Origin of the sequence: Bacillus sp. J41TS8 (assembly GCF_018333035.1) — a bacterium.
GTDB classification, from domain to species: Bacteria; Bacillota; Bacilli; order Bacillales; family Bacillaceae; genus Bacillus; species Bacillus paralicheniformis.
The window spans coordinates 329,857-352,972 of the sequence record NZ_BORF01000002.1 but is presented as its reverse complement, the minus strand read 5'-3'; the positions used below and the strand labels follow the sequence as shown (position 1 = coordinate 352,972).

The window sequence follows — 23,116 nt, the reverse complement described above, 5'->3', positions numbered from 1 at the left end:
TAAAGATTCATGCTGAAAAAAAAGAAACTAGGGCGGTGTTTCCCTAGCTTCCTTTTATTCTTCTGGATCTCCGACCAAAAACTCCGGATTGATATCCTCAAGTTCTTCATCAAGTTCTTCTTCCCACGCTTCTTCCTCATCGCTTTCCGTCCAATCAGAATTGACCTCAACGACGACCTTCGTCTCGCCGACAACCTCTGACAAAAATTCCCTTTCCGCCTGTACAACCACTTTGTTTCCGTTCGGAGAAATGGTCACTTCAAGGCAGTTCGGCTGCTGAAGCACCTTCGCAATCACTTCGTGTTCATCATCTAAGTAATTTTTGTCGCGATACCGGAGCTTAATAACATCAACATAGGAAACGCGTTCTGTCACAACTTCGGTTTTGGTGTTGTCCGCATATGAATACCAGACGTTGATATCATATGTCCCTTCAATTTCCACGGTTTTTCCGATTTTTTCGGCGTCATACTTATGATTGATAATCCAACCGCCTAAAATACTGGTTGGCTTTTGCGAAGGGGAGATTGTATGAGTGGACTGGGTGAATTTCCGGCCTTTCGCGACCACCGCTTTAGTAATAATTTCCCTGTATTCAGACATTCGGTCATCCCTCCTTGTTTTTCCTCGTATTATCCTATGCTGGGCATTCGTCTAATGTGCGTTCCTTGAGAAATCAAAATAACATCCCATATAATGAATCTGTTTAAGTGTATGCAGATAAAAGGATAAACTTGACTTAAATCAGAAAAGAAAAAGACAGACCGAAAACCGAATCTTTTCAATTAGCCGTCGCGGCGGGAAATTGCATTCAAAAAAACGACGCCTTTAAAAGGCGCCGCCAAATTATAGAGAACAACTCGGTGATGAATTTTTTACTCTTGAACCGGTCTCGCCTTTCAGCAGGTCTCCACCGGTTGATGTGATGATCTCGTTTGTCACTTGGTTTGATATTGTATGCGCGACGAGCTGAAGAAGGTCGTTGACTTCCATTTGGGAGTCTCTGAACTCTTGAATGATCGGGATCTCGTCAAGCTCTTCCTGAAGCGCGTCAATCTTTGCTTCCGTTTGTTTAAGCGCTTCGTGCTTTTCGTAATGTTTAAAGTTGACGGCTTGCTTTTGCAGGGCTTTGATTTGGTTGATTATGCCAGTTATTTTGGCATTCTCATTAATCTGTGCCTCCGCTTTTTTGAAAAAGTCGACTTCTTCCGTTTGGGCAATCATTTTTGCGAGCTCCCGCGCTTTTGCAACAATCTCTTTTTTCGTATAAAGCGTCACTTTATTTCACCTCGATTGCTTCTCCTACCATTTCTCCGTCAAGCGACCAAGTTTTCGCCTGGTGGATTTTCACGTTGACAAGCTGGCCGATCGCTTCTTTTGGTCCTTTGAAGTTAACAAGCTTGTTTTTCCGTGTATAGCCGGCAAGGATATCAGGGTTGTTTTTACTTTCACCCTCTACTAACACTTCGACAACCTGCCCCTCATATTCCTTCATTTTCTTCGCGGAAATTTCGTTGACCACTTCATTTAATCGCTGAAGCCGTTCTTTTTTCACGCGCATCGGAACATTGTCTTTCATTTTTGCAGCTGGCGTTCCTTCGCGAGGCGAGTAAATGAACGTATAGGCGCTGTCAAATTCAACTTCTCTGTATAAGGAAAGCGTTTCTTCAAATTGCTCATCAGTTTCGTTCGGGAAGCCGACGATAATGTCTGTTGTTAAAGACGCGTTCGGCATCGCTTTTTTAATTTTGGCGACAAGCTCGAGATAGCGTTCCCGGTCGTATTTGCGCGCCATCAGTTTCAAGACATCCGAGCTTCCGGACTGAACAGGCAGGTGGATGTGGTCCAGAAGGTTCCCGCCTTTTGCGAGCACCTCGATCAGATGATCGTCAAAATCACGCGGATGGCTTGTCGTGAAGCGGATTCGCGGAATATTGATTTTGCGGAGCTCATCCATCAAGTGTCCGAGTCCGTATTCCATATCCTCGAAATCTTTGCCGTAAGCGTTGACGTTCTGTCCGAGAAGCGTGATTTCTTTATAGCCTTCAGCCGCAAGTCGTCTCACTTCCTGAATGATTTCTTCGGGACGTCTGCTTCGTTCTTTTCCTCTTGTGTACGGCACGATGCAGTACGTACAGAACTTGTCGCAGCCGTACATGATGTTGACCCAGCCTTTAATTTTGCCGGTGCGGACTTTCGGAAGGTTTTCAATGACATCGCCTTCTTTAGACCACACTTCGATGACCATTTCTTTTGACAGATAAGCTTCTGACAAAAGTTCCGGCAAGCGGTGGATATTGTGTGTACCGAAAATCAGATCGACGAACGGATGTTTCTTTAAAATCCGGTTGACGACTGATTCTTCCTGGGACATACATCCGCATACGCCAAGGATCAAATCCGGATTGTCTTTTTTCAAAGCTTTTAAATGGCCGATTTCACCGAATACTTTGTTTTCCGCATTTTCGCGAATGGCGCATGTGTTTAACAGAATCACATTAGCGTCTTCAGTCGAATCCGTCGGCTCATAGCCGAGGGTCATGAAAATACCGGCCATGACTTCTGTATCGTGTTCATTCATCTGGCAGCCGTATGTGCGGATGTAGAACTTCCGTCCTTCACCCATCCCTTTGTACTGCTCGGAAATTTTAAAATCGCTATGGTATTTAACCTCTTCTTTGCCGCGTTTTTTCGCATCTTTTAAGGAAGGCGGAACATAAACAGCTTCGAAGTACTTGCTGTAATCCTTCTCGGATTTTTTGTCCGATGGATTGACCTGTCCGCTTTCAATGCGCTGTTTCTCATTCATGTTTTTGATCTCCTTTCAAACAAAGCTCCACTCTTCAGTATAAAGGTTCTCGGTTGTCAGCACAACCCAGAACCTATCATTGTACACTAACTGAAAATGATTATCAATGGTTATTTGCTTTGTTTAAAAAGAAATCGACGAGTTTAAAGCAGACCCGCTTTTTTGGCGCCGGTTTCAATGATTTCAAGGGCTTTATCAAGTTCTTCTTTCGAATGCTGGGCGGTCATGATCGTTCTGATCCGCGCTTTGCCTTTCGGGACGGTCGGAAATACAATGGCCTGGGCAAATAAACCGAGCTCGAAAAGCGTGCTTGAAAAGCGGCATGCCTCGGCTTCATCACCTATTAAAATCGGCGTGATCGGCGTTTCGCTCTTAATCAGCGGAAGGCCGATTTTTTCAAGCTCTTTTTTGAAGTACGAAGTATTGTCCCAAAGCTTTTTAATTAATGAAGGTTCCTCCATCAGCACATTGACCGCTTCAATGCATGCCGCAGTGACGGCCGGCGGATGGGAAGTACTGAAGAGAAACGGTCTGCCTTTATGCTTTAAATAGTCGATCAGCACCTTGGAACCGGCCGCATAGCCTCCTAAAACACCGATCGCCTTGCTGAGCGTGCCGACTTGAATGTGAACCTTCCCGTCCAGCCCGAAATGGTGAACCGTTCCGCGTCCGTTCTCGCCGAGAACGCCGGACGCGTGCGCGTCGTCGACCATGACAAATGCGTCATACTGTTCAGCGAGCCGGACGATTTCGGGAAGCGGCGCGATGTCTCCGTCCATAGAAAACACGCCGTCTGTAACGATAAGCCGCATTCTGTAATTCATTGATTTTTTTAAAATCTTTTCTAAATCTTCCATGTCCGCATGCTGATATACTTTTTTGCCCGCTTTGGTAAGTCTGATGCCGTCAATGATGGAAGCATGGTTTAATTCGTCTGAGATGACGATATCATCTTTGGTGAGAATGCTTGAAAGAATGCCTTGATTTGCGGTGAAACCGGACTGAAATACGAGCGCAGCTTCAGTATTTTTAAATGAAGCGAGCTTCTTTTCGAGCTCATCATGCATGGTGAATGTTCCGGCTATTGTCCGGACCGATCCCGTTCCAGCTCCGTACCGTTTTACCGCCTCTTCGGCCGCTTTTTGGAGGCGCGGATGTGACGTCAACCCGAGATAGTTATTGGATGAAAGCTGAATGATGTCTTTTCCCTTCATTTTGACAGTTGATCCTTGCAGCGATTCGATGATCGGCAGTTCCTGAAAAGTTCCGTTTTCTTTCATTGTATCAAGCTCGGAAGCTAAAAAATTAAATTCTTTCATATCCATCTCTCCCTTCACGGTATCAATACGACTTTTCCGCATTGCCCTTTTCTCATCAGTTCAAAGCCTTTTCCAAACTCTTCCATCGGGAAACGGTGGGTGATGACAGGCTTGATTTGAATCGTACCGGACTGGAGAAGACCGCTGACCTGCCTCCACGTTTCAAACATTTTGCGGCCGGTAATTCCCTGAACCGTTAATCCTTTAAAGACGATATCATTTGTCATATCGATGCATACGGGATGCTCGGGCAGACTTAAGACATGCACCCGCCCTCCGTTCGCAGCCATTTTTAAGCTTTGGCGGATGGCCATCGGATGGCCTGACATTTCGCAAACCAAGTCCGCCCCTTCACCGCCTGTTAAAGCGCTTACATTTTTGAGCGGATCTTCTTTTTCAACGGAGATGATATCGGTTGCCCCCATTTGCAATGCAAGGTCGAGCCTGTATTCGTTTTTATCGATGGCGATCACTTGTGACGCGCCTGACGCTTTTGCAACTGCCACGGCCATCAATCCGATCGGTCCGCAGCCGACGACAGCGACTTTCACTCCGGCCGTCATTCCCGTCAGAACCGTATGCACGGCGTTTCCGAGCGGTTCTTGAATAGAAGCGAGATCCTCAGGCATGCCGTCCGGATTTTTCCAAATGTTTGCGGCAGGCACTTTGACATATTCAGCAAAACAGCCGTCTGTATCGACACCGAGAATCAGCGTTTTTCTGCAGACATGCTCTTTTCCGGTTAAACACGGCAGGCACTTTCCGCAAATGATGTGCGTTTCTGCCGAAACATACTCCCCTTCTTGTACCGCAGTCACATTTTCCCCCACTAGTACAACCTCGCCGGAAAATTCGTGGCCAAACACATAAGGCGGTTTCACCCTGCTTTTCGCCCATTCATCCCAATTATAAATATGGACATCGGTTCCGCAAATCGATGCGGCTTTGACTTTGATCAGCACCTCGTGTTTGTCGATCTTCGGTATCGGGACGAGCTCGAAGCTGGCGCCCGGCTCCCCCGGCTTCTTGATAAGCGCTTTCATATTTCCGTCCAAGATGAACAGACCCCCTTTGCAAAATCGCTTTACAAAAGGATTGTAGCACGATAATTCATATTGGTAAACATCTGTGTCCTCTTGAGAAAAACAGATGAACACCCTCTGAAAAATGTATGATATTTTTTTAAAATGGGATGCGGCTGAAGAAATTTTGAAAGAGAAATCCGTCGACTTGACTTGGTGTATATGAGCGCTGCAGCGCTTCGATCAGATTCCCGTAATCTTTGTGGGCTTCCAGACCCGGAATGACCCGGTCGATGCCGTCAAAATCAGATCCGAATCCGATATGCCGCTCGCCTCCCAAAGAGCAGACATGGTCAATATGTGAGAGGATATCTTTGATCACAGGCGTTTTTCCGTTTCTCACGAATTCAGGGACAAATGTCAAGCCGATGACGCCGTTCTTTTCAATAAGCGCTTTGATTTGATCGTCTTTTAAATTTCTCGGATGAGGGCAAAGGCTGTGCGCATTCGAATGAGAGGCGATCGGATACGCTGCCGTTTCAACCGCACCCCAAAAGCTTTTCTCTGATAAATGGGAGAGATCGGTCCATGCCCGGTTTTTGTTCGCCTTGCGAATCAGCCTTTCCCCGTAAGAAGTCAAACCTGCGTTTCTTTCTTCTAAAGCGCCGTCTGCGAACGTATTGGCCCAGTTCCACGTCAGGCCGAAACTTCTGACTCCGAGCTGAAAAAAGATGTCAAACAGCCTTAAGTTTTTTGAGATCGGCTCACAGCCTTCCATCGTTAGAATGATGCCGGTTTCATCGCTTTTGAGCTTGTCGATATCGGCTTTATGTTTGATCAGTTTGATCCGCTTGTACTTTGCAATTTTTTCGTGAAACAGCCGGATCTGCACGAGCGCCATTTCAAGCCTTATTGTGTCGGGTACGGTTTCGGGCAGAAAAATCGCCAGACACTGCACTTTCGCCTTTCCGTTTAACAGAGCCTGAACCGGCGTTTGAAGCGACGGGTCACTGTACTCATTAAGCTTCGGATTTTTCCAGAGCTTCAGCAGCAAATCAGAATGGGCATCAAAAATTTTCACGTTCATCCTCTCCCGGCTGCATTTTTCAAAAACGGCTAAACCAAAAACAACCCGCTTACGTGAAAGTAAGCAGGTTGAAGCATTTGAAAAAGAGTGATTTTTCTATCAGCGAGGCTCTACGATTAGCTTAATCGCTGTTCGTTCTTCACCGTCAATTTGAATGTCCGTAAACGCCGGAATGCAAATCAGATCGACACCGCTCGGTGCTACAAATCCCCGTGCAATCGCTACCGCTTTAACAGCCTGATTTAATGCTCCGGCTCCGATTGCTTGAATTTCTGCAGCTCCTCGTTCCCTCAAGACTCCTGCGAGCGCACCTGCGACCGAGTTTGGATTTGATTTTGCTGAAACCTTTAATATTTCCATTCCTGCTCCCCCTTAAGTTTACAATGGATAAGTGAGTGTTCATTAGAACAATCATTATTAGATGTTGCTATTTTCAAAGCCATCCCCTTTTAATTGCTTTTCAAAAATAGCAGGGTACCTTCCATTTTTACTATATTCACTATAGGACCGGGATATTCCTGCTTTCCTTTTAATATTTTTCTAAAATGATTTTCAGTTCAGTTATTCAAAAAACATGTGGTCATCATTAATTAATATCCGGTCAATTTTAACGGCTTTCTTGCTCTGTTCGTCAATGTCAATGACAACTCCGCTCAGTGTTGTGCGGCCTTCGGCAATTTCAAAACGGACGGGCAGGCTCGTTTTAAAACGCTTGATAATCGTCTCGCGGTCGACGCCGAGAATCCCGTCGTATGGCCCTGTCATCCCCACGTCTGTTATATATGCTGTGCCTTTCGGAAGAATGCGGTTGTCGGCTGTCTGAACATGCGTGTGCGTTCCGACAACCGCTGACACGCGGCCGTCCGTATACCAGCCGATCGCCTGCTTTTCGCTTGTCGCTTCGGCATGAAAATCGATAAAAATGAACGGTGTTCTTTTTGACGCTTCTTCTATTAATTCATCAGCTTTTCGAAAAGGGCAATCGATCGCAGGCAGAAATGTGCGGCCTTGCAAATTGATCACAGCCAGTTCCTTCGAACCGTTTGTTTTTATGTATGTGATGCCTTTTCCAGGCGTGCCTTCGGGAAAATTGGCGGGTCTGACGATCTGTGGCGCGTCATCAATAAAATCAAATATTTCCCTTTTATCCCATGTGTGGTTTCCCATTGTGAGAACGTCGGCTCCCGCTTGAATGAGCTGGTGGTATAGTTTTTCGGTAATGCCTTTTCCGTGTGCCGCGTTTTCTCCGTTGACGATGACGGCGTTCGGTTTATATTTCAGCTTCAGCTTCGGCAAATAGGTTTTGATCATGTCTCTGCCGGGCGAACCGACAACATCTCCAATAAATAAAATTCTCATAATTTGACCCTTTCTTTTTTAAAATAGGTTTTAATCATAGTGTTACACAAGGAAACAAAAAAATAAAGTGGCGCATTCGCACCACTTTATTTTGCGTATTCAACGGCTCTCGTTTCCCTGATCACGGTTACTTTGATGTGTCCAGGGTAGTCAAGCTCGTCCTCGATTCGTTTTCGAATATCACGCGCCAAACGATGGGCTTCAAGATCGTTGATTGAGTCAGGTTTGACCATGATCCGCACCTCTCGTCCCGCTTGTATCGCGAATGATTTTTCAACACCTTCGTACGATTCAGAGATTTCTTCCAGCTTTTCAAGCCTGCGAATATAGTTTTCGAGCGTTTCGCTTCTTGCGCCAGGTCTTGCGGCGGACAGCGCATCGGCTGCGGCCACGAGCACGGCGATGATGGAAGTCGGCTCCTGATCTCCGTGGTGAGATGCGATACTGTTGATGACAACTGGATGCTCTTTATACTTGGTGGCCAGTTCCACACCGATTTCAACGTGGCTTCCTTCCACCTCATGGTCAATTGCTTTCCCGATATCATGAAGAAGTCCTGCTCTTTTTGCGAGCGTCACGTCTTCTCCGAGCTCTGAAGCCATCAAGCCTGTCAGAAACGCCACTTCCATTGAATGTTTCAGTACATTCTGTCCGTAGCTCGTTCTGAACTTCAAGCGGCCGAGGATTTTGATTAAATCGGGATGAAGACCGTGAACTCCAACTTCAAATGTCGTCTGTTCACCCATTTCGCGAATGTAATCATCCACTTCACGGCGGGATTTCTCAACCATTTCTTCGATTCTGGCAGGATGAATGCGGCCATCCTGAACGAGTTTATCAAGAGCGATCCTGGCTGTTTCACGCCTGATCGGATCAAATCCTGAAAGGATAACGGCTTCCGGCGTATCGTCGATGATCAGATCGATCCCCGTCAATGTTTCCAATGTACGGATATTACGTCCTTCACGTCCGATAATGCGGCCTTTCATCTCATCATTTGGAAGGTTGACAACTGAAACCGTTGTCTCGGCCACATGATCTGCCGCACAGCGCTGTAAAGCCAATGAAAGAATATTTTTCGCTTTTTTATCAGCCTCTTCTTTCGCTCGATTTTCACTTTCTTTCGTCATGATCGCGATGTCATGGGAAAGCTCGTTTTCAACCCGTTCCAGAATGATTTGCTTCGCTTCATCTCGCGTCAGACTTGAAATACGCTCCAACTCTGACTGCTGCATACGAATCATTTCATCCACTTTGCTTTCCATCTCTTCAATATGTTGTTGTCGTTCATTCAGAGAATGATCTTTCTTCTCCAACATCGCTTCCCGTTTATCTAATGATTCATCTTTTCGGTCAAGGTTCTCTTCCTTTTGAAGTAAACGGTTTTCTTGTTTTTGAAGCTCATTTCGTCTTTCACGAACTTCTTGTTCAGCTTCTATCCGAAGCGTATGAATCTCGTCCTTTGCTTCAAGAAGGGCTTCTTTTTTCAACGCTTCAGCATCCCGCTTTGCGTCTCCAAGAATTTGTTCGGCTGCATTTCGCGCACCTGAAATTTTTGCTTCGGCAATGATTTTACGAACATAGTAGCCAACAACTAAACAGAATAGGCTCAGCAAAATGGAGATGAGAATTGCTAAAGGATTCATAACTTTCACCTCCTCTTGCTATGAACTTGTCTTGCTAAAAGTAAGTGTCGGCATGTACATTGTACTTCTTCTCAACATACAGAACCTTCACAGGGAGTGAAGCGGCTTCACAGCCCTTGTCAAGTTTAAATGTTTATCAATCATGTTAAGAAAAACAAGTGATACAATTTCATTGTAATTGTGTGGGAAATACTTGTCAAGCTTACGGTCTTAACGTTTCTGGATTAAACGCCTTTTCAAACCGCCCGGATGAAAGAGATGGATAAAGGAGCTGCGTCTGAATGCGCAGATGAAAGGAAAAGGCCGCCGATCGGGCCGGCAGCCTTTCACATGTTTCATGATTAAAATTCGAGTTCTTCCTGAGCTTGGGCATCGTCTTCCTGCGCAGGAGCAACGCCTCCGGTGTCCAAACCGTAGTGCTCCCGGATCTGCTCTTGAATCATCAAAAGGATGTCCTTGTTTTCTTTCAGGAACTGTTTGGCGTTTTCACGGCCTTGTCCAAGACGCTCCTCCTGATAAGAGTACCATGCACCGCTCTTTTGAACGATGTCAAGCTCTGTTCCGAGGTCGATGATTTCCCCTTCTTTTGAAATCCCTTCCCCGTACATAATGTCCACTTCGGCTGTCCGGAACGGAGGGGCCACTTTGTTTTTCACGACTTTGATTTTCGTCTTGTTCCCCATGACATCGTTGCCTTGTTTCAGCTGCTCTGCACGGCGCACTTCAAGGCGGACAGAAGAGTAGAATTTCAGCGCTCTTCCGCCTGGTGTCGTCTCAGGATTTCCAAACATGACACCGACTTTTTCACGAATCTGGTTAATAAAGATCGCGATGGTCTTTGATTTATTGATCGCTCCGGAAAGCTTACGAAGCGCTTGAGACATCAGTCTGGCCTGCAAACCGACGTGGGAATCCCCCATGTCTCCTTCGATTTCGGCTTTCGGCACAAGCGCTGCCACAGAGTCGATGACAACGATATCCACCGCTCCGCTTCTGACAAGAGCTTCTGCAATTTCGAGCGCCTGCTCGCCCGTATCAGGCTGTGACAGCAAAAGCTCATCAATGTCGACACCCAGCTTTTGCGCATAGACGGGGTCGAGCGCGTGTTCGGCGTCGATGAACGCCGCCTGTCCGCCCTGCTGCTGAACTTCGGCAATCGCATGAAGCGCCACCGTCGTTTTACCGGAGCTTTCAGGCCCGTATACTTCAATAATCCGGCCGCGCGGGTATCCGCCCACTCCAAGAGCCGTGTCGAGCGCTAAAGAACCGCTCGGAACTGTTGAAATTCTCGTTTCAGTTTGTTCGCCGAGTTTCATAATCGAACCTTTACCAAACTGCTTTTCTATTTGTTTAAGCGCCATATCTAAGGCTGCCTGACGATCACTCATTCTATTTTCCTCCTTTATCACTTCCGCTATATCTACTATACCTTGTTTGCACGGATTTGCCAAGAAAAAAGCGAACGCATATTCGATTTTTTTAAGAGGAAAAAATCGATCTCCTAAAATGGAATGACCTTTTTCATAAGAAAGATATTCCGAAAATCCGGTTTCCGCTTATTTTTCCATCATTTTCAGCAACAGATGGCAGCCGTATTTGGCAGAACGCTTTCGCACCGCAGACCTCGATCCGGCGAACTGAAATTCGAACGCTTCTTCAGCCTGGTCCTTCACGGAGATGCCGATAAACACCTTTCCTGCCGGATGGCCTTCTTGCGTATTCGGCCCGGCTACTCCAGTAAAGCTGATGCCGATATCGCTTCCTGTTTTGACTCTGATGCCTGCGGCGAGCTCTTTTGCGCATTGCGCGCTGACCGCACCGTAGCGCTGCAGCGTGTCTTCGGCAACGCCGGCCGCTGACACTTTCAATTCGTTTGTGTAGCAGACGGCGCCGCCTTTGAAATATTCCGAAGCGCCGCTCATTTCCGTCAGCCAGCTGGAAAAAAGCCCGCCTGTAAAGCTTTCCGCAGCAGCCAGGGTCATTCCCTTGCTCCTGCATGCTTTCGCAAGCTCTTCTGCAAGAGATGTATCATCATATCCGTAAAAGAACTCTCCGACCCGCTCCAGAATGAGGTCTTCCGTTTCTTTTAACAAGCGGTTTGTCTCCGCCGGATCCGCATGCTTTGCCGTGAGCCTGAGCGTGACTTCCCCGTCGGCCGCAAGCGGGGCGATTGTCGGATTAGTCTGCGCATCGATGAGATCTTCCAAATCGGTTTCAAGCTGGGATTCTCCGATGCCGAAGAACCGCAGTACCCTTGAGACGATCTTTTCCTTCGAGCCGAGTTTTTCCAAAATCAGCGGCTTCGCTTCGTTTTCAAACATCGGCTCCAGCTCTTTCGGAGGTCCCGGCAGAAGCATATAAAAGCGCGATTCATGCTCAAGCAGCATTCCCGGAGCCATCCCGAAGCGGTTTGGCAGCACGTCTGAGCCTTCAAGGATCAGCGCCTGTTTGCGGTTGTTCGGCGACATCTCCCGGTTCGTTTTTTTGAAGTAATCCTGAATCGATTCGAAGGCTTCATCGTCGAGCTGAAGAGGACGCCCGACAACTTCAGCGATCGTTTCTTTTGTCAGATCGTCTTTCGTCGGTCCGAGGCCTCCCGAAAAAATGATGAAGTCAGACCTTTGCTGAGCTGTCTGAATCACTTGTTTAAGGCGTTCCGGGTTGTCTCCCACCGCCATGTGATAAAAGACGTTAATGCCGATTTCGGCTAAATGCCTGCTGATAAACTGAGCATTTGTATTAGCGATTTGTCCGAGCAGAAGCTCAGAACCGACAGCGATAATTTCCGCTTTTCTTTCCAACTTCATTGTTTCCACTTCCCCACGTTTAGTTCGATGTTTTTAAAGCATCCCAGTTTTTAGCGAAATAATCCCATCCTGATACGACTGTGAAAAAGACAGCCACCCATAAAGCAAGCGAGCCGAACGGGAAGGATACAAGCTCAAATGGAAGATTGTGAAGCAAAAGGGCAGAGATGGCGATGATCTGAGCCCATGTTTTCACTTTTCCAAGCATGTTGGCCGCGACGACTTCCCCTGTTCCCGCAAGGACGAGCCGCAGTCCCGTTACGGCAAATTCCCGGCTGATAATGACAATGGCCATCCAGGCCGGAGCAAGATGGTAATGCACCAGAATAATTAAAGCGGAAGACACGAGCAGCTTGTCTGCAAGCGGGTCAAGAAATTTTCCAAAGTTTGTGACAAGGTTCAGCTTTCTCGCATAATAGCCGTCAACCCAATCGGTGACAGAAGCAAAAATAAACAACAGTGCGCCGATCAAATGGGTGACCGGAATCGACTCGCTGCCGAAGGAGACAGCCCCCCACTGAAACGGCACAAGCATGATGACCATAAAAACAGGAATTAATGCGATTCTAGAAAGCGTGATTTTATTCGGTAGATTAAACATAAAGGTTCCTCCAGATATGTATGTTTTCCTATTGATGATGAACGCAAGAAAAAGTCATCTGTGCAATTAAGATGACTTTTCCTCCTTTTTATTTTGAATCGTTATGTTTTGTGTCATCACAGTCTTAGGATCGAGCTTGTAAGAAAGAACTTCTCCGTTGATTTTAATTTCAACGCCCGGCGCATATCCGATCCGCAAATCAATTTGCGATTGATCGGTAATATTCTTTTGAAAGGTTTCTCCTTTTTTCATCATTCCTTCTTTAAGGGAGCTTCCTTTCTCGTCGCGCACCCTGACCCATGAGTTTGCGTTTGCCTTTACTTCAAGCTCCAGCTTGTCGGATCCTGATACTTCATAAGTTGTGGAAGAGCCTTCGCTTGCGGTCGCTTTCATGGTCAGCTTGTCGTTCTCATCAAACTGCTGATCCTTTTTTTCTTTGTCGCCTTCAGCGCTGTCTTTCTGCGCATCCGTGTTCTGTTGATTTCCCTTTGTCAGCGGGGAATCTTTTGAGACGTCATACTTGCTTTGCGATTCCTCTGTCTTAGGCTCTTCAGCCTGCTGGTTGCCTCCGCCGTTTACAGCCTGAACGATGACGTAAATGATCGCGATCACAACGATAACGCCGGCTGCCACAAGCAGGGTAGGCAAAAGTTCAAGCGCTTTTGAGGCAGACTTGGGCAGCTCTCTCTGCGGCTTGATTGAAGAAAGCTTCTCAGAAACCTCATCATTGTAAGAATTAGGGATATCTTTTTTAAACTCTTCAAACAAGAGCTCCGAGTCGAGGCCGACAGCTTCGGCGTACTGCTTGATAAAAGCCCGCACATAAAATTTTCCCGGAATGATATCATAGTTTCCTTCTTCAAGGGCCGTTAAATACCTTTTTTGGATCTTTGTGGCCGCCTGAAGATCGTCCAATGACATCCCTTTTTCCTCTCTGGCTTCTTTCAGCCGATTTCCTAGTTCAGTCACAACAAACACCTTCCATTTTAAAAATCAAAGCCGGAAAAACCTGAATGGTCAAACATCTGCGGTTCTTCAGCATGTTCATATGTAATCACCTCATCGGGGCTGTTACGCAATTCGATGATGTAATCAAAATCGTCCATCGTATATTCCGTATTTTGCACGAAAATGTCCGGATGCTCGACAACTTTGGTCGCCGGCAGCCGCATGATCTCACTGACGAGCTGCAAATGGCGTTCAGATCCTCTTCTCGTCGACACAATGCCGTCCAAAATGAAAACATTCTCCGGACTGTACTCATCGGCAATCAGCTGGCTTCTGATCGTTTGCTTCAGCAGTGTCGAAGAAACAAAAAGCCACCTTTTGCTTGCACAGACACTTGAAGCGACAATTGATTCCGTCTTGCCGACGCGGGGCATTCCCCTGATCCCGATCAGCTTGTGCCCGTCTTTTTTAAACAGCTCAGCCATAAAATCGACAAGCAAGCCAAGCTCGTCGCGTTCAAACCGGAACGTTTTTTTATCGTCTGCATCCCGCTGGATATAGCGGCCGTGCCTTACAGCGAGACGGTCGCGAAGCTTCGGCTCGCGGAGCTTCGTCACTTTAATCGTATCCATCGTGTTCAGAATCGATTCCAGTCGCTTAATCTGATCTATATGACGGCATTTTAACAAGAGGCCTCTTCTTTGAGTATCGACGCCGTTAATGGTCACAATATTAATTGAAAGCATCCCCAATAAAGAGGATATATCTCCCAGAAGTCCGGGACGGTTGACTTGTATTTCATATTCTAAGTACCATTCGAGCTTTGCCAAATGATAACCTCCCTACCCATCATCGTGGCAAAAATTTACCTTCCTTTATCATAAAGCATTTTGTCTCAATTAGAAAGCAGAATGTTGTGATTAAATAAGAAAAACGTCCGTTTCCCATAATCGGGAAAAACCCGCTGTAACGGCGCCTGGATGATGTTTACCCTATCGGGGCGGAAAGCAAACAACAAAAGCGGTGCCGCTGACAAAGCCGCGCCTATAAAAAAGAGAGAGTGAACACACTCTCTCCTTAATGCGAGCCGTTGTTTTCAACAAGCTTAACCATCACATTCGCAATGGCGCGCTGCTCTTCTTCGGAAGCCACGCTCCAAAGGTCCGCGAGCACTCGTTCTTGATGGTTTTTTGAATCAACCTCACCGGCCAAATAATCGCCGATCTCATATGCGAGATCTGAGATGGTTTCGTTTGACATTCCTCTTTCTTGGGCATAGTTCAAACGGTCGCCCAAAAAGTTTTTCCACTGATCCCAATTATCCAGTACGGACATATCAGGCCCCTCCATTCTCTTGAAGTTACAGCCTTATTATTCTCTGGGGGACCGCAAACTATACATGTTTTTAACAATGCCAGCCGCCATTAACTGACAAAATTTGACCCGTGATATAAGATGCCTTAGCCGAGAGCAGAAACAGCACGGCGTCCGCAACCTCTTCGGCTTCGGCGAGCCTTCCCATCGGAATCTCATCGGCGATCATCTCTTCTTCCTCTTTTGAAAACGAGCCCATCATCCTTGTTTTCACAGCGCCCGGAGAAACGGCGTTGACTCTGATGCCGCTTGGCGCAAGCTCTTTTGCGAGGGCTTTGACAAACACATTTTGCGCGCCTTTTGTCATGCTGTATAAAACTTCGCACGACGCCCCTGTTTCACCCCAAATGGAGCTGACAGCTACAATTGCGCCGGATTTTTTCCTGATCATCGCCGGCAGCAGATTCCTCGTCAACAGAAACGGGCTTGAGACATGGAGCTGCACCATGTCCTGCACAGCCTCATCAGTCATGTCTGTCACAAGCCCGCGAAAGCTTTGACCGCTGTTTAAGACGATGCCGTCAAGCGCCCGCCCGCCGATGGAAGCGGAAACGGCTTTTGCGCCGCCGGGGTCGGATAGGTCGCCGTGAATGATTTCGGCGTGAATGCCGTATGTATGTGACAGCCTTTCTGCAAGTGCTGCGGCTGCCTGCTCATTTGTATGGTAATGGAGGAGAAGATCATACCCGTTTTGCGCCAGCTTTTCGCTGATGCTTTGCCCGATTCCGCCGCTTGCACCGGTGATAAGAGCGAGTTTTGTCATACTATGTTTCCACCTTTCCGTTCAAAAGAAGAAAGGTTCAGCGTGCATCGGAAAATCTCCTGACACGCTGAACTTTCAGACCTTGCTTTATGATTTTGGAACGACTTTGCAGACGGTGATTCTGTCTTCTTCGATTTCTTCCTGGATGACGCGGTGAACGTCCTCAAGCGTAATCGATTCGAGTACAGTGACGATATCAAACAGACTCGTCTCCAGAAAAGCGTACCGTGTAAACTGGTTGGCGATATACTCAGGCGAATTCATCGATTTTAAGAAATTGCCGATTTTTTTCTTTCTAGCCAGCTCCAGCTTTTCGGCTGTGATCGTTTCTTTCGCCTTGAACAGCACTTGTTTCAGCTCCTCGGCAAGCTTGTCGGGCTCAGGCGTATCGCCGCCGACAGAGACGAAACCAAATCCGTGTTCTTCAGTATAGTCATAGCTGAATGTCTCATCGATATATCCTTTTTCATAAATTCTTTCATAATCGCTGGAGCTTTTGCCGAACAGGCACTCGAGAATGAGGTTGATGGTCAGCTCATGCTTCAGCAGGGCTTCTCCCGTATTCATCGGATGAGCGCTTTTTAAACCGACGAGACATTTTGAGCTTTGAACATTCATTTTAATTTCCTGTTCTTTTTTGAATACGGCTTCAGGCTCTTCAACTTCTTTGCGAACGATTTCAGGCTGGTCTGTATACGGCTTTTTCTGCTGATTTTCGCGGACCTGGCGGATGATCGCTTCGGGATCGACCGGACCAACGACAAACAGCAGCATATTGCTCGGGTGATAGAACGTCTCATAGCATTCGTACAAAAGGTCTTTTGTAATATGCGAGATGCTTTCGATCGTGCCTGCGATATCAATCCGGACAGGATGCTCCTGGTACATGTTTTCGATCAAGCCGAAAAACAGACGCCAGTCTGGGTTGTCGTCATACATGTTGATTTCCTGTCCGATGATGCCTTTTTCCTTCTCAACCGTTTTTTCCGTAAAGTAAGGGTCCTGCACAAAATCGACGAGCGTTTCCAAGTTTTCTTCCACGTTGGACGTGCTCGAAAACAGGTAGGCCGTTCTGGTAAAGGAGGTAAACGCATTTGCCGAAGCTCCCTGCCTGCTGAATTGCTGAAAAACATCGCCGTCTTCTTTTTCGAAGAGCTTATGCTCCAAAAAGTGTGCGATTCCGTCAGGCACACGGACCATTTCTTCTTTTCCTAGCGGGACAAACTGATTGTCAATCGATCCGTATTTTGTTGTAAAGACCGCATATGTCTTGTTAAATCCTTCTTTCGGAAGAACATAGACATCGAGGCCGCCAGGCATTTTTTCGTAATATAATGTTTCCTTCAGCTGTTTAAATTCGATCGTTTTCGTCAAGATGCTCCCTCCGTCCCTTTGAGAAAGTACGTTGTATCCAAATCGATTTTCTTCCCGACTTCGATAATCTCGGCTTTTCTGACGTTGTCGATTCGTCCAAGCCAGTCTTCAAGAGAAAATTCGGTTTGGGCGGCAGCCTGCTGATAAATAAATTCGACTAAGCCGTACGGTGTATCAAGCGTTTCAAGAATCTGGTTTTTAATGACCGCTTTCGTCTGGTCGATCGCTTCTTCTGTAAAGCTGCCTTTTTTCATTTCCTGGAACTGCTCCTTGATGATGTCGACGGCTTTTTGATAATTGCCGACTTCAATCCCCGACATCACCATCATCAGCCCTTTAAAGCTTTCGATTCTGGAAGCCGCATAATACGCAAGGCTGGCCTTTTCCCTGACATTAATAAACAGCTTTGAATGTGAAAATCCGCCAAACAAACCGTTAAACAGCTGAAGCGCCGGATAATCATCATCCGTAAAATGCGTTCCCGTCCGAAATCCCATGTTCAGCTTGCCTTGCTTGACATCCGCATCCTCGACGACTTCCTGAGGCTCCTTTGCGCGGATTTGCTCAAGCTTGGGAACGGGTCTCAGCTCCCGCTCGTTTACTTCGAAGTATTTGGAAATGTACGAATCCACCTGCTGTTCATCCACATCCCCAACGACGTAAATGTCGAGCTGGTCTTCTGTGACCGCTTTTTGATAAGCTTCATACAGGCTTTGAGGCGTGATGCCGTCCACATCATCAAGCTCTCCGTTGACGTGAAGCGCGTATGGCTCATCTTTGCACATCACCTGAATCAGCCTCAAATTTGAATAGCGCATTTTGTCGTTATATACCGCCTGTATTCTTTGCTTTAGTGTGCGTTTTTCCTGAGACACGTACAGCGGCAGAAAAGCTCCGTCTTCAAGCGCCGGCGAAAAAATGATCTCTGACAAAAGCTCGAGCCCTTTTTCCAGAAGCGGTGTCTGATCCTTTAAAAATTTTTCGTTTGCGATATCGAGCCTGAATGTAATAACATGCATTTCCCCTTTTTTGGAGAGATCGCATGATACGGAAGTGCCGTAAAGTTCATCAAGATACATTCTGAGTTCTGAAGTTTTGGGGCGGGTGCCCGTTCCCCGCAAAAGCACATGCGGAAAAAGCGCCCTCTCTGTCACATCTTCCTTTGTTAAAGGAGCAAGCATTTTAAAAATAATCGAGACGGTTTTGAATTTTTCCGTTTTGACGATGTGGCTTGTCAATCCGCGGTGCTTTCTTTTTATTTCGTTAAGGTATGTCATATAGAACCTCCTTCGTCCTTGTTTATATTATGTATTATGACCACATTTCAGCATATGCGCTTGGACTGTATGGTTGTAATTATATCAACTGGAGGAGATTTAAGGAAACTAAAAACCTTATGAAAAAGACGGTGCAGATTTACACCGTCTTTGCCGCTTCACTTTCGTCTTCTTTCGGGTCGATATTAAACAGCACAAGCGCTAAGGCGGCTAAACCGCACAAAAGCGATACGATGAATATCAGCCAATCCGCATTTGTCATCATATAGGCGAAAACCGGCGGTCCGAGCGCAACCCCGATAAACCGCATACTGTTGTAAAACGAAGATATCGTGCCGCGTTCTTCTTTTTCAATTCCCTCGGTAATGAGCGCATCCAAAGAAGGGAGTGCAATCCCGATGCCGATGCCGCCGATGGACATAAATAAAAACAGCGGGTAAAAGCTGTGGTTCCACCACAAACCGGCAAACGACAGAGACAGCAGGACCATGCCGGTCAGTACGCAGGCCTTCATCCTGATTTTGTCGTTTCCGATCAGCTTTCCGGCAAGGTAGGAGCTGACGGAAAGGAAAAGCAGCGGAATGCTGAGAAGCGCTCCTTTTGCAATCCCGTCAATGTGATGCTGCTTCTCCAAAGTATCCGACAGGTAGAAGAGAACCCCGAATAAAAGAAACATAATGATCCCGCCGATGACAAAAATGGAAACAAGCCATCGTCCTTCCCGTTTAAATATCTCCTGTACGTTCTTTGCGAAGTTTTTTAATGTTTGCTTTTCATCATCTTTGTCCTTCGGTTTGGGAACAAAGAACAAGACGAGAAAAAAGCTGGCGAGAGACACGACCGGAATAAACCAAAATGGCATGTACCAAACCCAAGATGCTAAAAAAGCCCCTAATATCGGGCTTAATACTTTACCGGCAGTATTGGCCGTCTCTATATCTCCGAGTCCCGCGCTGATTTCTTCATCATTTTGAAAAAGATCGCCGATAAACGGCATGACGATCGGCGCTGCGCCGGCTGATCCGATTCCTTGAAGAACGCGCCCGGCTAAAATCATCGCAAACGGATCTTTGAAAAAAGTTGAAGCCAAACCCGCCAGAGCTCCTCCAGCTCCCGCGATCACAAGACATGGGAGCATGATCTTTTTTCTTCCAAACCGGTCTGACATATAGCCGGTAATCGGGATGCATAAAATCGCCACGATTGAGTAAACCGTGATGATCAGCGACACTTGGAATGAAGAAATGTTTAATTTTTTTTCGATCACCGGCAAAACCGGAATCAGCATCGAATTGCCGAGCGTCATCACAAGCGGGACCGAAGACAGCGCAACAATGCTTTTCATGTCTTTTTTTCTGCTCAACTTTTTTCACCCAATTCATCAGTATTTCCATCTGTTATTGTTCCGTGATGCGGGCTTATTTATGTATGGGTGCTAATGGGCAAAAAAAAACAGCCGCTCCTAATCGAGCGCCCGTATATCAAAAACGTTTTCTGACGACGTGAAATCTGAATTTATCGGCCCGAAAATAGTTTAAAGAATATAAAACGGGCTTATCGTTTTGGTCATAATGAGTCTGTTTGAGCAGCAGCAAAGATGTTTCAGGATCGCATTCGAGAATTTGAGAAATGGTGTCGTGATACCCGATCGGCACAATATCGGCAACAGCATAGCTGATCACGGCGCCGGATTTGTCCTCAAGCCATTCAAACATCGATTCCTGCTCGTGTGAAAAGCCTTCCGGGAGGATATCCACAGGTATTTTATCAAGACAGTAGACAACAGGCATTCCATTTGCCGTTCTCACCCGCTCAAGCAAAAAGATCTCGGTTTCTTCCGCATATTGAAACCGGAGCATATCTTCTTCGGTAGGAGCGGTAACCTGTGAAGACATAAAAATGGTTCCCGGCGTCATGCTTGCCTGCTCGATCATTTTTGTGACGCTGTTCAGCTGCTCAATACCAGATAGAAATAACGGCCTGGCATTTACAAAGCATCCGACTCCGTGCCTTCTGATGATGACGTTTTCTTCTTCCAGCATTCTAAGCGCTTCACGCAAAGCCGTTCTGCTCACACCAAGCATCTTTGACAGCTCAAACTCAGACGGGAGCCGTTCATTCTCGCAAAAGACCCCATTTTGAATATCATCTTTTATCCGATCAATCACTTTTAAACATAACCGTTGATTGTCAGCTTTTATCGACATGTTTTCCCTCCGTCTGACAGATCAGATTCAAATTACCTTTAATTGAGGATAACTATATCATGTTTTGTCAAATAAATAAATAGACGTTTTCCAGTTTACATAATGAAATTATGTAAAACAAGAACTCTCTTCTTAAGAAGAGAGTTCTTCGTATTGCTCTTTTGACAAGAGGACTTCACGAGGCTTTGAACCTTCATAAGGGCCGACGATTCCCCGCTCTTCCATGGCATCGATAAGCCGCGCCGCTCTTGTGTAGCCGATGCGGAATCTCCTTTGCAACATGGACACGGACGCCGTCTGCATGCTGACGACAAGCGCAACCGCTTCGTCGTAAAGATCGTCTGTCACTTCGCTGACCGTTTCCTGCGTCTCTTCTGGAATCATTTCTTCTTGGTATTGGGCTTTTTGCTGGGTGATGACGTGATCGACAACTTTTTCAACTTCTTCATCTGACAGGAAGGCCCCTTGGACGCGGAGCGGTTTGTTGGCGCCGACAGGCAGGAACAGCATGTCCCCTCTGCCGAGAAGTTTTTCAGCGCCTCCCATATCAAGAATCGTTCTGGAGTCGGTCTGCGACGATACGCTGAAAGCGATCCTTGACGGAATATTGGCTTTAATAACCCCTGTAATGACATCGACCGAAGGCCGCTGCGTCGCGATGATCAGATGGATTCCCGCCGCCCTTGCCATTTGCGAAAGCCTTGTGATCGAGTCTTCCACATCAGAGGAAGCGACCATCATCAGGTCGGCAAGCTCGTCCACGATCACAATGATGTATGGCAGCTCCGGCTGCTTTGCTTCTTCTGCGGCATTCATCCGTTTAATATAGTCGTTATACCCTTCGATATTTCTCGTTCCCGTGTGAGAAAACAATTCGTAGCGCCGCTCCATTTCGTTGACGACTTTCTTCAAAGCCTGCGATGCTTTTTTCGGATCTGTCACGACGGGCGCGAGCAAATGCGGAATCCCGTTGTAGACGTTGAGCTCGACCATTTTCGGGTCGATCATCATCATCTTCACTTCGTGGGGCTTTGCCCTCATCAAAATGCTTGTAATAATCCCGTTGACACAGACGCTTTTTCCGCTTCCTGTCGCTCCTGCAACAAGAAGATGGGGCATTTTGTTCAGCTCTGCCAATACAGCTTCTCCGGAAATGTTCCGGCCGAGTCCGATCATCAGCTTTGCATCCGGCCGGTCATTCAGTTTCGATTCGAGCACTTCTTTCAAGGAAACCATCGCGACTTCCGCATTCGGGACTTCGATTCCAATCGCCGATTTTCCGGGAATCGGGGCTTCGATGCGGATATCTTTGGCCGCGAGCGCAAGAGCCAAGTCATCACTTAAATTGACAATTTTGCTGACTTTGACGCCCACATCAGGATAGACTTCATATTTCGTTACGGCCGGGCCGAGATGAACCTGGGTGACTTTCGCCTTAACTCCAAAGCTTTGAAACGTCTTTTCCAGCTTCCTGGCATTGTCGTAAATATTCTTTTTATCCGCCTGCTGCCCTGTGTGCTTCGGCTCATCCAGCAATTGAATCGACGGAAGCTGATAATCCTTGTTTTCAAGCTCTGTGAACGTGATCTCAGGCGCGCCTGTAGCCTGCATGTCCTCACCGGCTTCAGGCTCAGGAGAATGCTCGGCAGGGGCAGGCGCCTGAGCTTCGTACGCTTGAACTTCGGGTTTTTCATCACGGTCGGAAAAGCTTGAAATAATCGGTTCTGACTGAATCACCGGATCTGGATCAAGCTCCGCTTCTTGTACAGGCTCTTCAGACACTTTCGGTTTTCTCTGCGCCTTTTGTTTTTTTCCTGATTTCTTTTTGGGCGAGCTGCTTTTCAATTGTTTAATGTCTGCTAAAAAGGCCTGCCACTGGTTTTTAATGAAGGACGCGACCGGGGTCATCCATTTGATCAGCGTCTCCTGCAGCGAACGGTCCGTAATCAAAAGAAGGCCGATCAAGATCAGGAAGACGGCGATGATTTTAGACCCTGCAGATGCAAACAGAAAGTATGACGCCGCAAATAAAACGGCTCCAATCATTCCGCCTCCAAGATCAGGTGATCCTGTCTCGCCTTTTACATCCATCAGAAACAGCTCCCACGTATTTTGGATTACGCTCGGAGACTGAACGATTCCCCTTTCGGTCAAATGCTGAAACAGCTGGACATGGGAAAGAAGCAGCATGCTTGCGATGATGCAGTAAAGGCCCGCTTTTCTCCTTGTTAAAAAACTGGGTGTTTTCTTCTTCCAAAATAAAGACACACCCGTTAAAAAAAGGCCGAGAAAGCAAAGGATGAACCATTCACCGGCGAAAAAGCGGAACATGTAAATGAACGTTTGCCCTGCTACGCCAAGCTGCAAAACCGCAATAATCGAGATGGCGATACAGATTAATCCGTACAATTCAAATTTAAGATGAATCCGTTTTTTTCCTTGTTTTTGTTTCTTTGTTGATTTTCGTTTTCTTTTTGCCATGTTCCATCACCTTACTGCGTGTTAAAAAATGTAAAAACAAAG

General features: G+C 46.8%; 21 protein-coding genes. All 21 read right to left on the bottom strand.

Features of this window, described 5'->3' with window-relative positions; all coding sequences use genetic code 11:
• Positions 1-54: 54 nt before the first annotated feature.
• The 21 genes from cotE to KI350_RS05110 all read right to left on the bottom strand — a co-directional run bounded on the left by cotE (position 55) and on the right by KI350_RS05110 (position 23,074).
• Positions 55-603: an outer spore coat protein CotE gene (cotE, locus tag KI350_RS05210; protein ID WP_020451464.1), complete on the bottom strand. Its 549-nt coding sequence runs from the start codon at positions 601-603 to the stop codon at positions 55-57.
• 243 nt (positions 604-846) lie between these two features.
• On the bottom strand, positions 847-1,278 hold the full coding sequence (gene ricA, locus KI350_RS05205) for a regulatory iron-sulfur-containing complex subunit RicA (RefSeq protein ID WP_059230542.1): 432 nt from the start codon (positions 1,276-1,278) through the stop codon (positions 847-849).
• A 1-nt stretch (position 1,279) separates the two neighbouring features.
• A complete protein-coding gene (gene miaB, locus KI350_RS05200) occupies positions 1,280-2,809 on the bottom strand; it encodes a tRNA (N6-isopentenyl adenosine(37)-C2)-methylthiotransferase MiaB (protein ID WP_020451462.1) in 1,530 nt (509 codons plus the stop codon).
• A gap of 143 nt (positions 2,810-2,952) precedes the next feature.
• Complete coding sequence (locus KI350_RS05195) at positions 2,953-4,128, bottom strand: glycine C-acetyltransferase (RefSeq protein WP_020451461.1); 1,176 nt, start codon at positions 4,126-4,128, stop codon at positions 2,953-2,955.
• A 14-nt stretch (positions 4,129-4,142) separates the two neighbouring features.
• Positions 4,143-5,186 (bottom strand): L-threonine 3-dehydrogenase, encoded by a 1,044-nt coding sequence (gene tdh, locus KI350_RS05190; protein WP_096748459.1) that lies wholly within the window; start codon positions 5,184-5,186, stop codon positions 4,143-4,145.
• Positions 5,187-5,310: 124 nt separating this feature from the next.
• The gene (locus KI350_RS05185; RefSeq protein WP_020451459.1) at positions 5,311-6,231 is read right to left on the bottom strand and encodes a dipeptidase; all 921 of its coding nucleotides are present in this window, start codon (positions 6,229-6,231) and stop codon (positions 5,311-5,313) included.
• A gap of 105 nt (positions 6,232-6,336) precedes the next feature.
• A complete protein-coding gene (spoVS, locus tag KI350_RS05180; RefSeq protein WP_003181955.1) occupies positions 6,337-6,597 on the bottom strand; it encodes a stage V sporulation protein SpoVS in 261 nt (86 codons plus the stop codon).
• A 201-nt stretch (positions 6,598-6,798) separates the two neighbouring features.
• Positions 6,799-7,596, bottom strand: coding sequence for a TIGR00282 family metallophosphoesterase (locus KI350_RS05175; protein WP_059230544.1), 798 nt, complete (start codon positions 7,594-7,596; stop codon positions 6,799-6,801).
• A gap of 86 nt (positions 7,597-7,682) precedes the next feature.
• Positions 7,683-9,242: a ribonuclease Y gene (gene rny / locus KI350_RS05170; RefSeq protein WP_020451457.1), complete on the bottom strand. Its 1,560-nt coding sequence runs from the start codon at positions 9,240-9,242 to the stop codon at positions 7,683-7,685.
• 341 nt (positions 9,243-9,583) lie between these two features.
• The gene (gene recA, locus KI350_RS05165) at positions 9,584-10,630 is read right to left on the bottom strand and encodes a recombinase RecA (protein WP_043926427.1); all 1,047 of its coding nucleotides are present in this window, start codon (positions 10,628-10,630) and stop codon (positions 9,584-9,586) included.
• Positions 10,631-10,798: 168 nt separating this feature from the next.
• Positions 10,799-12,049 (bottom strand): competence/damage-inducible protein A, encoded by a 1,251-nt coding sequence (locus tag KI350_RS05160; protein WP_059230547.1) that lies wholly within the window; start codon positions 12,047-12,049, stop codon positions 10,799-10,801.
• Positions 12,050-12,068: 19 nt separating this feature from the next.
• Entirely contained in the window at positions 12,069-12,650 is a 582-nt protein-coding gene (gene pgsA / locus KI350_RS05155; RefSeq protein ID WP_003181921.1) for a CDP-diacylglycerol--glycerol-3-phosphate 3-phosphatidyltransferase, read from the bottom strand.
• Positions 12,651-12,716: 66 nt separating this feature from the next.
• A complete protein-coding gene (locus KI350_RS05150) occupies positions 12,717-13,619 on the bottom strand; it encodes a helix-turn-helix domain-containing protein (protein WP_025811432.1) in 903 nt (300 codons plus the stop codon).
• A 17-nt stretch (positions 13,620-13,636) separates the two neighbouring features.
• A complete protein-coding gene (locus tag KI350_RS05145; protein WP_003181917.1) occupies positions 13,637-14,428 on the bottom strand; it encodes a YmfK family protein in 792 nt (263 codons plus the stop codon).
• Between the two features lie 247 nt (positions 14,429-14,675).
• Positions 14,676-14,933, bottom strand: coding sequence for a DUF3243 domain-containing protein (locus KI350_RS05140; RefSeq protein WP_020451452.1), 258 nt, complete (start codon positions 14,931-14,933; stop codon positions 14,676-14,678).
• A gap of 70 nt (positions 14,934-15,003) precedes the next feature.
• Entirely contained in the window at positions 15,004-15,735 is a 732-nt protein-coding gene (ymfI, locus tag KI350_RS05135) for an elongation factor P 5-aminopentanone reductase (protein WP_020451451.1), read from the bottom strand.
• An 87-nt stretch (positions 15,736-15,822) separates the two neighbouring features.
• The gene (gene yfmH, locus KI350_RS05130; RefSeq protein WP_059230549.1) at positions 15,823-17,109 is read right to left on the bottom strand and encodes an EF-P 5-aminopentanol modification-associated protein YfmH; all 1,287 of its coding nucleotides are present in this window, start codon (positions 17,107-17,109) and stop codon (positions 15,823-15,825) included.
• On the bottom strand, positions 17,106-18,386 hold the full coding sequence (gene yfmF / locus KI350_RS05125) for an EF-P 5-aminopentanol modification-associated protein YfmF (protein ID WP_020451449.1): 1,281 nt from the start codon (positions 18,384-18,386) through the stop codon (positions 17,106-17,108). The genes yfmH and yfmF overlap by 4 nt, the downstream gene beginning before the upstream one ends.
• Before the next feature lie 139 nt (positions 18,387-18,525).
• Positions 18,526-19,731, bottom strand: a complete 1,206-nt coding sequence (gene bcbE, locus KI350_RS05120; RefSeq protein ID WP_146875243.1) for a bacillibactin exporter BcbE — start codon at positions 19,729-19,731, stop codon at positions 18,526-18,528.
• A 136-nt stretch (positions 19,732-19,867) separates the two neighbouring features.
• Positions 19,868-20,593, bottom strand: coding sequence for a GntR family transcriptional regulator (locus KI350_RS05115; RefSeq protein WP_020451447.1), 726 nt, complete (start codon positions 20,591-20,593; stop codon positions 19,868-19,870).
• 132 nt (positions 20,594-20,725) lie between these two features.
• On the bottom strand, positions 20,726-23,074 hold the full coding sequence (locus KI350_RS05110; protein ID WP_023857194.1) for a DNA translocase FtsK: 2,349 nt from the start codon (positions 23,072-23,074) through the stop codon (positions 20,726-20,728).
• Positions 23,075-23,116 lie beyond the last annotated feature (42 nt).

Excerpts from the sequence above, each read along its gene's own strand:
- KI350_RS05175 (WP_059230544.1), bottom strand. The coding sequence starts at position 7,596 with ATGAGAATTTTATTTATTGGAGATGTTGTCGGTTCGCCCGGCAGAGAC.
- pgsA (WP_003181921.1), bottom strand. The coding sequence starts at position 12,650 with ATGTTTAATCTACCGAATAAAATCACGCTTTCTAGAATCGCATTAATT.
- cotE (WP_020451464.1), bottom strand. The coding sequence starts at position 603 with ATGTCTGAATACAGGGAAATTATTACTAAAGCGGTGGTCGCGAAAGGC.
- KI350_RS05115 (WP_020451447.1), bottom strand. The coding sequence starts at position 20,593 with ATGTCGATAAAAGCTGACAATCAACGGTTATGTTTAAAAGTGATTGAT.
- KI350_RS05140 (WP_020451452.1), bottom strand. The coding sequence starts at position 14,933 with ATGTCCGTACTGGATAATTGGGATCAGTGGAAAAACTTTTTGGGCGAC.
- rny (WP_020451457.1), bottom strand. The coding sequence starts at position 9,242 with ATGAATCCTTTAGCAATTCTCATCTCCATTTTGCTGAGCCTATTCTGT.
- KI350_RS05110 (WP_023857194.1), bottom strand. The coding sequence starts at position 23,074 with ATGGCAAAAAGAAAACGAAAATCAACAAAGAAACAAAAACAAGGAAAA.
- KI350_RS05195 (WP_020451461.1), bottom strand. The coding sequence starts at position 4,128 with ATGAAAGAATTTAATTTTTTAGCTTCCGAGCTTGATACAATGAAAGAA.
- ymfI (WP_020451451.1), bottom strand. The coding sequence starts at position 15,735 with ATGACAAAACTCGCTCTTATCACCGGTGCAAGCGGCGGAATCGGGCAA.
- spoVS (WP_003181955.1), bottom strand. The coding sequence starts at position 6,597 with ATGGAAATATTAAAGGTTTCAGCAAAATCAAATCCAAACTCGGTCGCA.
- KI350_RS05160 (WP_059230547.1), bottom strand. The coding sequence starts at position 12,049 with ATGAAGTTGGAAAGAAAAGCGGAAATTATCGCTGTCGGTTCTGAGCTT.
- bcbE (WP_146875243.1), bottom strand. The coding sequence starts at position 19,731 with ATGAAAAGCATTGTTGCGCTGTCTTCGGTCCCGCTTGTGATGACGCTC.
- recA (WP_043926427.1), bottom strand. The coding sequence starts at position 10,630 with ATGAGTGATCGTCAGGCAGCCTTAGATATGGCGCTTAAACAAATAGAA.
- yfmF (WP_020451449.1), bottom strand. The coding sequence starts at position 18,386 with ATGACATACCTTAACGAAATAAAAAGAAAGCACCGCGGATTGACAAGC.
- miaB (WP_020451462.1), bottom strand. The coding sequence starts at position 2,809 with ATGAATGAGAAACAGCGCATTGAAAGCGGACAGGTCAATCCATCGGAC.